The organism is Micrococcus sp. HSID17227, assembly GCF_003989405.1.
GTDB classification, from domain to species: Bacteria; Actinomycetota; Actinomycetes; order Actinomycetales; family Micrococcaceae; genus Micrococcus; species Micrococcus luteus.
Genome location: NZ_RBLN01000081.1, coordinates 1 through 8,693 on the forward strand (window position 1 = coordinate 1; position 8,693 = coordinate 8,693).

Genomic DNA, 8,693 nt, shown 5'->3' on the forward strand with positions numbered 1-8,693 from the left:
GACCACCGGCGAGCGGAGGAGAACGCCACCTGGGCCGCGGGGTCCACGGCCGGGACGGCCGTGAAGGGCTCGCGCAGGGCCGCCGCGGTGGGGTTCACGTCCGGGTCTGCGCCGAACCAGGCGAGCACGGCCCGAGCCCCGTCGGCGACCTCGGCCGGGGTGCCGTCGTCGTGGGCGTTCGGGGACGCGTCCGCCGAGGCGGGCGCGGTGAGCCGGTCGAACCGGACGCCGCCCTCGGTGAGGGTGCCGGTCTTGTCCAGGCAGACGGTGTCCACGCGGGCCAGGACCTCCACGGCGGGCTGCTCCTGGATGAGGACCTCCTGCTGGGCCAGCTTGAGTGCGGACACGGCGAACGCGATGGTCGTCATGAGCGCCAGGCCCTGCGGGATCATGCTGGTCACCGCCGCCACGGACGCGATCAGCGCGGGCTCCAGGGCGGCCTCGCGCGGCTGGGAGAGGGCGAGGGACCAGCCGCCGACGGCCGTCATCTGGCCGTGCACGATCACCGCGATGATCGGCACCAGGGCGATCGTCAGCCAGCGGGCCACCTTCTCCAGGGCGCCGCGCAGCTCCGAGTGGATGGCGGAGTAGCGGCGGGCCTCGGCGCTGAGCCGGGCGGCGTGCGAGGCCGAGCCCACCGCCGTCGCGCGCACCAGGCCCGCGCCGGCCACGACGGCCGAGCCCGAGAGCACGGCGTCCCCGGGGGTCTTGGGCACGGGGTCGTTCTCCCCGGTGAGCAGCGCCTCGTCCATGTCCAGGCCGTCCGAGACGAGGACCTCGCCGTCCACGGGCACCTGGTCGCCGCGGCGCAGCACCACGACGTCGTCCCGCACGATCTGCGCCATCGGCAGGGGCACGCGCGCCCCGTCCCGGATGACGAGGACGTCGTCCTGGTGCAGCAGCGCGATCCGGTCCAGCTTCCGCTTGGCCGAGTACTCCTGGACCACGCCGATCACCACGTTGGCCACGGCCGCCAGCGAGAACAGCAGGTCCAGCCAGCGGCCCATCAGGATCACGACGACGGCGCACAGCGCGATCGCCAGGTTGAACAGCGTGAACACGTGCACGCGCAGGATCTGCCCCAGCGAGCGGGACGTGTCCCGCGACTGGACGTTGACCAGGCCCGCGGCCTCCCGCTCGGCGACCTCGGCGGCGGTGAGCCCGGTGATCCCCTCCACCCCGGTGAACCCCAGGCCCATCCCGCTCTCGGGGGCGGACGGGTGCGCGGACGCAGGGGAGGGGGAGGCCATGGCACAGAATCTACCCAGCCGGTGCGGGGCCGGGCATCCGACGTGGGGATGAACCCGGGTGCGACCGCAGGCGGGACTGCGGGTGGGGCGGGCTCACTCGCCGGTCTGGCCGTCGATCCCCTCGCGCAGCAGGTCGGCGTGGCCGGCGTGGCGGCCGTACTCCTCGATCATGTGGGCGAGGATCCACCGCAGCGAGACCGGGTCCCGCCCCTCCCGGATCCGGTGGGCGCGAGCCAGGGCCGCGGCGCCGTCGTCGCCGTCCGCCGCGAGCAGGTCCACCACGATCTGCCGGGACCGCTTCACCTGGCCCTGCCAGAGGGCGCGCAGGTCCGCCGCGGAGTCCTGCGCCGCGCTGTGCCAGTCCCAGTCGGGGTCCGCGTCGAAGTCCGCGCCCACCCAGGGCGCCGAGGTGGGCTCGCCGAGGGCGACGGCCTCGAACCACCAGAACTCGACGAACGCGAGGTGCTTGAGCAGGCCGCCGAGCGTCATCGCGGACGGGTGCCCCGGCAGCCGGCGGTGCAGCGCGGCCGTGTCCAGGTCCGCCGTCTTCCACTCGATCGTGGCGCGCAGGAAGTCGAGGAAGCCCAGCAGGGTGGCGGCCTCGCCCGCGGCGAAGGGCGGCTCGGGGCGGCCCTGGTCGTCGTAGAACACGGTGGTCATGGCGGCCAGGCTACGCCCCACCTCGCGTTTTCGTTCGGGAAACGGCGCGTGCGGGGGCGGGGCGGGGGCGGGGTGGGCGCCCGCGGACCTGGAACGCGTGCGGTCACTTTGAGCCTGAAAAGTGCGCCCATACCGACCGCAGGCGTTCCCGGAACGGGCGGGCCGGCGTCGTGGCCACCCAGGAGGACCCGGAGGAGCTCGTCGGGGTCAGCGAGGACTGGGCGGCGCAGGCGTACGCGGACGCCGCCGCGGTGGGCGGCGATCCTGCTCACCGCGGCGGATCCACCACGAGCCGCACCCGCGGGCTCGCCTGTTCGGCGGCGCCCTCCTGGGTCTCGGCGATCCGGCGCCAGATGCGGTCCGCCGACGGGTCGACCATCAGGTGCCCCATCTGCCGGATGACGGTGCCGAACACGGACGTCGGCATGCTGCGCCGCGGGGCGAAGCCGGACCGGCGCAGGCGCTCGGTCTGTTCCGTGGTCAGGTCCACGAGGCGCTCCAGCAGGGACTCGGTCTCCCCGCCGGCCTCCAGCAGCGAGCGGCGCACGTAGGCCCCCACCACCGGGCGGTCGGCCAGCAGGTCCGCGAACGCCGCGTCGCGGGCCGCGGACACCACCTGTGGGGTGCCCACGAGCGGGACCTCGTCGAGGGTCGCGGCGATCAGGCGCAGCACGTCGTCGTCGACGGCGCGGGTCAGCCCCGCCTTGCTGCCGAAGTGGTGCCGCACCAGCCCGGGGGCGACGCCGGCCCGTTGCGCTATCTCGCGGACGCTGGCCATCTCGACCCCCCGCTCGGCATACAGCTCGAGGGCCGCCAGGCGCAGGCGCGCGGGGGAGGAGAGATCGTCCTGATCGAAGGGCAGGGGGGTGTTCATCGGGTCCTCGGGGCTGGGTCGGCGGATGGGATGGCCCGTGGTCGGGAGATGAGGATGCGGGGGCTCGCTGAACCCTACGGCAGGGATCGAAACGCCCCCCGCACCCTTCTTGCACGCTAGTGCAACATCGTGCTTGAGTGTGCAACATCAGCTCAGTGAGGCATGTCACAGACGACTGCCGCCCGCCTCCGCGACCACCACACCTCCCAGGGGGACCCATGCAGACCACCGACACCGTCCTCGGCACCCCGTCCACCATGGGCGACGACGAGCAGCTCACCACCACTCGCCTCCTGCGGGACGCCGCCCGGACCTTCGGGGATCAGCAGATCATCCACACCCGCGGCGGCGGCTCCCGGTGGCAGACCACCACCTACGCGGCCGTGTGGGAGCGGGTGCGCCGCATGGCCGCGGCCCTGCGCGCCGAGGGCGTCGGGCCGGGGGACCGGGTCGGCCTGCTGCTGTGGAACGACGTCCGCCACCTCGAGTCCTACTTCTCCGTCCCGCTGCTGGGCGCGACCATGGTGCAGCTCAATCTGCGCCTGGCGCCCACGGACCTGGCCTACGTGATCACCCACGCGCAGGTGGGGACGATCGTCGTGGACGAGACCCTCCTGGAGCTCGCCGCCGCGCTCGAACCGCACCTGCCCGACGGCGTCCGCTGGATCGTGGCCGGCGACGGTGAGCTCCCCGCCGACTGGGCCGGTCGCGACGACGTCCTCTCCTACGAGGCCCTCCTCGACGGGCACGAGCCGCTCGAGACAGGGGGCCTGCCGAACGTGAGCGAGCGCTCCGCCTCCGGCGCCTGCTACACCACGGGCACCACCGGCCGCCCCAAGGGCGTCTTCTACTCGCACCGTGCCACCTGGCTGCACGCGCACGCCGTGGTGTCCACCCTGGGCATGACCATGGCGGACACCGCCCTGCTGCTGACCCCCATGTTCCACGCGCAGTGCTGGGGCCTGCCGTTCGCCGCCGTCGCCGTGGGCGCGCGCCTGGTGCTGCCGGGCCGGTTCAACCTCACGGACACCCCGTGGCTGACCTCCACCCTCGTGGACCACGGCGTCACCGTGGCCCCGGCAGCCCCCGCGATCCTCATGCCGATGCTCCACCACCTCCGCACCCTCGAGACGCCCCCACGGATGGACGGCGTGCGCCTGCTGTGCGGCGCGACGGAGCCCCCCGTGGCCATGATGCGCGGCTTCGACGAGCTCACCGGCGCGGAGGTCATCCACGCCTACGGCGCCACGGAGACCTCGCCCATCGTCTCCCTCAACCGCATGAAGCCGAGCCTCATGGACACCCTCTCCGAGGATGAGCGGTGGAACCTCAAGCGGTTCCAGGGCCTCGTCGTCGTCGGGGTGGACGTGAAGATCACCGACCCCCTGGGCGAGCTGCTGCCGCCCGGCGAGGAGAACGTGGGCGAGATCCGCCTGCGCGGGCCCTGGGTGACCACCTCCTACGCAGACAACGCCGAGGCCACCGAGGCCGGCTTCGACGACGAGGGCTACTGGCGCTCCGGGGACCTGGGCTACCTCTCCCCGGAGGGCTACCTCAAGGTCACCGACCGCCTGAAGGACGTGGTCAAGTCCGGTGGCGAGTGGATCTCCTCGATCGACCTGGAGAACCACATCATGACCGTCCCCGGGGTCCGCGACGCCGCCGTGATCGGTGTCCCCCACCCCCAGTGGGAGGAGCGCCCCCTGGCCCTCGTGGTGCGGGACGAGGACTCCGACGTCGACCAGGACGCCGTCCTCGCCGCACTCGCCGAGCGCTTCGCCACCTGGCAGCTGCCCGACGAGGTCCGCTTCGTGACGGAGATCGATCGGACCGGCGTCGGGAAGGTCAACAAGCGCAAGCTGCGCGCCGACTACGCCGACGCCCTCACCTCCGGCCGCTGACCGGCCCGCCCCCTCCCCAGACCCACCCCGACCCCAGGAGACCCCGTGACCCAGGACGCCTTCCTCTACGACGCCCTCCGCACACCGCGCGGTGCCGGCAAGCCCTCCGGCTCCCTCCACGAGGTCAAGCCGATCGACCTCGTCGTCGGCCTGACCCACGCCCTGCGCGACCGCCATGAGGGGCTCGACCCCGCCGACATCGAGGACATGATCCTCGGCTGCGTCAGCCCGGTGGGCGACCAGGGCGCGGTCCTGCCCCGGGTGGCCGCCCTCAAGGCGGGCCTGCCGCAGACCGTGGCCGGCGTGCAGCTGAACCGGTTCTGCGCCTCCGGGCTCGAGGCCGTGAACCAGGCCGCCGCCCGCATCCGCTCCGGCTGGGAGTCTCTGCTCGTGGCCGGCGGCGTGGAGTCCATGTCCCGCGTGCCCATGGGCTCCGACGGCGGCGCGTGGGCCATGGACCCGGCCACCTCCCTGGCCACCGACTTCGTCCCGCAGGGCGTCTCCGCGGACCTGATCGCCACCCGTGAGGGATTCAGCCGCGCAGAGCTGGACCGCTTCGCCGCGCAGAGCCACCGCCGTGCTGCGGCGGCGTGGCAGGAGGGCCGGTTCGCCCGCTCCGTGGTCCCGGTGACGGACATGAACGGGATGACCGTGCTGGACCGGGACGAGACCATCCGCCCCGACTCGTCCGTGGAGACCCTGGCCACGCTCAAGCCCTCCTTCGAGGCGCTGGGCCGGGAGGCGGGCTTCGACGCCGTGGCGCTGGAGAAGTACAGCTCGCTGGCGGGGATCGAGCACCTGCACCACCCCGGCAACTCCTCGGGCATCGTCGACGGCGCCGCGCTGACGCTGATCGGCTCCGAGGAGGCCGGCCGGCGGGCCGGGATGAGTCCGCGGGCCCGGATCGTCTCCGCCGCCGTCGTCGGCTCCGAGCCCACCATCATGCTCACCGGCCCCACCCCGGCGTGCCGCAAGGCCCTCGAGGTGGCCGGCATGACCGCCGCGGACATCGACCTCGTGGAGATCAACGAGGCGTTCGCGGCCGTGCCGCTGCTGCTGATGAAGGAGATGGGCTGGACCGAGGAGCAGACCAACGTCAACGGCGGCGCGATCGCCATGGGCCACCCCCTGGGGGCCACCGGCGCCATGATCCTCGGCACCCTCGTGGACGAACTCGAGCGGCGCGACCTGCGGACCGGCATCGCCACGCTCTGCATCGGCGCCGGCATGGGCGTCGCCACGATCGTCGAGCGCGTCTGAGCGCCCCACCCACCCGACCGACCAGCACGGCAGGAAGAGCACCGGCATGAGTGAGCACATGATCACCTGGGACCAGGACGCCGACGGCGTCGTCACGCTGACCATGGACGACCCGCAGGCGCGGGTCAACACGATGAACGAGCGGTACCAGGACGCGATGGACGCCGTCGTGGACCGCCTGGAGGCGGAGCGGGACACGGTGACCGGCGTCGTCCTGACCAGCGCGAAGAAGACCTTCTTCGCCGGCGGCGACCTGGACTCCCTGGCCCAGGCCGGCCCCGAGGACGTGGAGTCCGTGTTCGCGCTGACGCAGCGGGTCAAGGGCCAGCTGCGCCGCCTCGAGACCCTCGGCCGCCCCGTGGTCGCCGCGATCAACGGCACGGCGCTCGGCGGCGGCCTGGAGATCGCCCTGGCCTGCCACCGGCGCATCGCCGTGGACGACCCGGGGCTGAAGGTCGGCCTCCCGGAGGTCACCCTGGGCCTGCTGCCCGGAGGCGGCGGCATCACCCGCCTGGTGCGCATGGTGGGCGTGGAGCGCGCCCTGATGGAGTGGCTGCTGCAGGGCACCGCCCGCGACGCCCGGGCCGCGATGGAGAAGGGGATCATCGACGAGGTCGTGACCGACCCCGCGGACCTGGTGCCCGCCGCCAAGCGCTGGATCCTGGAGCACCGCGACGACGCCGACGCCGCCGCGAAGCCCTGGGACGTCAAGGGCTTCAGGATCCCCGGCGGCACCCCCGCCCAGGCCTCCTTCGCCTCCCGCCTGCCCGCGTTCGCCGCCACCCTGCGCCGGCAGCTCCACGGCGCGGACCTGCCCGCCCCGAAGGCGATCCTCAGCGCCGCGGTGGAGGGCTCGCAGGTGGACTTCGACACCGCCTCGCGCATCGAGACCCGGTACTTCGTGTCCCTCGTGACGGGCCACACCTCCTCCGCCATGATCCAGGCGTTCCACTCGGACATGCAGGCGCTGCGCTCCGGCGCGGCCCTGGGCGGTCCCTCCCGCGAGCGCAGCACGATCACCACGGCGGCGGTGCTGGGCGCCGGGATGATGGGCGTGGGCATCGCCCACGCGCTCGCGCTCAACGGCGTGGACGTGATGCTCAAGGACGTCAGCCTGGAGGCCGCCGAGCGCGGCCGTGAGCGGGTGGGTGCCCTCCTCGAGGGGCGCGTGGCGAAGGGGCGCATGAGCCGTGAGGACGCCGACGCCGTCCTGGCCCGCGTGCAGCCCACCGAGGACTATCAGGACCTCGCGCACGTGGACGCGGTGATCGAGGCCGTGTTCGAGGACGTCGAGCTCAAGGACTCGGTGTTCGCCGAGGTGGAGAAGGTGGTCGGCCCGGACACCCTGCTGTGCAGCAACACCTCCACGCTGCCGATCACCCTGCTGCAGGGCCCGCGGGAGCGCTCCCAGGACTTCATCGGCCTGCACTTCTTCTCCCCGGTGGACCGGATGAAGCTCGTGGAGATCATCCGTGGTGAGCAGACCTCCCAGCGCACGGTGGAGCGTGCCTACGACCTGGTGCAGCAGATCCGCAAGCTGCCCATCCTGGTCAACGACGGGCGCGGCTTCTACACCTCCCGCGTCTACGGCACGCTCGTGCTCGAGGCCGCGGCCCTCGTGGAGGAGGGCGTGGACGCGCAGCGGATCGAGCGGGCGGCCCGCCACGCCGGCTTCCCGGCCTCCCCGCTGGCCATGATGGACGAGGTCTCCCTGACCCTGATCCAGCACATCCGCCGCGAGGAGGAGAAGGCCGTCGCCGAGGCCGGCGGTGAGCGTCCGGTGCGTCCGGGCGAGCGCGTGGTGGAGCGCATGGTGGACGAGTTCGGCCGCCCGGGCCGCGCTCAGGGCGCCGGCTTCTACGAGTACCCGGAGGAGGGCCCCAAGCACCTCTGGCCGGGCCTGGCCGAGCACTTCGCCACCGGGGCGGACGTGCCCGAGCAGGACCTGCAGGACCGCCTGCTCTACCGCATGGCCATCGAGACGGCCCGCTGCTTCGACGACGGCGTCCTCACCGACGCCCCCTCGGCGAACCTCGGCGGCGTGTTCGGCATCGGCTTCCCGCCGCACACCGGTGGGCCCGTGACGTTCATGACGCACCGCGAGGGCGGACCGGCCGCGTTCGTGGCCCGCGCCGACGAGCTGGCCGACCGCTACGGCGAGCGGTTCCGTCCCGGCGACACCCTCCGGCAGCGGGCCGAGCGAGGCGAGGGGCCGGGCCGATGAGCGCCGCACCGCTGGCCGGGGTGCGCGTGGTGACCATCGCGCTGAACCTGCCCGGGCCCGTCGCCGCGGCCCGCCTGCAGGAGCTGGGCGCCGACGTCGTCACGGTGCTCCCGCCCAGCGGGGACCCCGTGGCCACCCTGGTGCCGGCCCTCTACGAGGAGCTGCACCGCGGGCAGTCGGTGCGCACCGTGGACATGAAGTCCCAGGCCGGGGCCGCCGAGATGGAGCAGATCCTGGCCGAGGCGGACGTGTTCCTCACCTCCCACCGCTCCGGGGCGCTGCGCCGGCTGGGCCTGGACGCCGACGCCGTCCGCGCCCGCCACCGGCGGATCTGCCAGGTGGACATCACCGGATACGACGGGGACCGCACGGACGTGCCAGGCCATGACATCAACTACCAGGCCGCGGCGGGCCTCCTGGCGCCGGGGGCTCCACCGCGGATCCTCGCGGCGGATCTGCACGGTGCCGAGCGGGCCGTCTCCGCCGCGCTGGCCCTGCTGTGGGCCCGCGGCGCGGACGGGGAC

7 protein-coding genes are annotated in these 8,693 nt (G+C 73.5%); 4 read left to right on the forward strand and 3 right to left on the reverse strand.

The window, feature by feature from the left end:
- The 3 genes from D8M29_RS05990 to D8M29_RS06000 form a co-directional block, all read right to left on the reverse strand.
- Window positions 1-1,250 (reverse strand): HAD-IC family P-type ATPase (locus tag D8M29_RS05990; RefSeq protein ID WP_148111530.1); only part of this gene is annotated, 1,250 nt, incomplete at its 3' end.
- A 93-nt stretch (window positions 1,251-1,343) separates the two neighbouring features.
- On the reverse strand, window positions 1,344-1,910 hold the full coding sequence (locus D8M29_RS05995) for a DinB family protein (RefSeq protein ID WP_127435175.1): 567 nt from the start codon (window positions 1,908-1,910) through the stop codon (window positions 1,344-1,346).
- Between the two features lie 268 nt (window positions 1,911-2,178).
- The gene (locus D8M29_RS06000; protein ID WP_127435174.1) at window positions 2,179-2,784 is read right to left on the reverse strand and encodes a TetR/AcrR family transcriptional regulator; all 606 of its coding nucleotides are present in this window, start codon (window positions 2,782-2,784) and stop codon (window positions 2,179-2,181) included.
- A 218-nt stretch (window positions 2,785-3,002) separates the two neighbouring features.
- On the opposite strand from D8M29_RS06000, the gene D8M29_RS06005 reads away from it, so the two are divergent.
- The 4 genes from D8M29_RS06005 to D8M29_RS06020 all read left to right on the forward strand — a co-directional run.
- Window positions 3,003-4,685: a long-chain-fatty-acid--CoA ligase gene (locus tag D8M29_RS06005; protein ID WP_127435173.1), complete on the forward strand. Its 1,683-nt coding sequence runs from the start codon at window positions 3,003-3,005 to the stop codon at window positions 4,683-4,685.
- Window positions 4,686-4,730: 45 nt separating this feature from the next.
- Entirely contained in the window at window positions 4,731-5,945 is a 1,215-nt protein-coding gene (locus D8M29_RS06010; protein WP_036336657.1) for an acetyl-CoA C-acetyltransferase, read from the forward strand.
- Window positions 5,946-5,991: 46 nt separating this feature from the next.
- Window positions 5,992-8,169, forward strand: a complete 2,178-nt coding sequence (locus D8M29_RS06015) for a 3-hydroxyacyl-CoA dehydrogenase NAD-binding domain-containing protein (protein ID WP_078025626.1) — start codon at window positions 5,992-5,994, stop codon at window positions 8,167-8,169.
- The coding region (locus D8M29_RS06020; RefSeq protein WP_148111531.1) for a CoA transferase at window positions 8,166-8,693 on the forward strand (528 nt) is incomplete at its 3' end. The genes D8M29_RS06015 and D8M29_RS06020, both read left to right, overlap by 4 nt.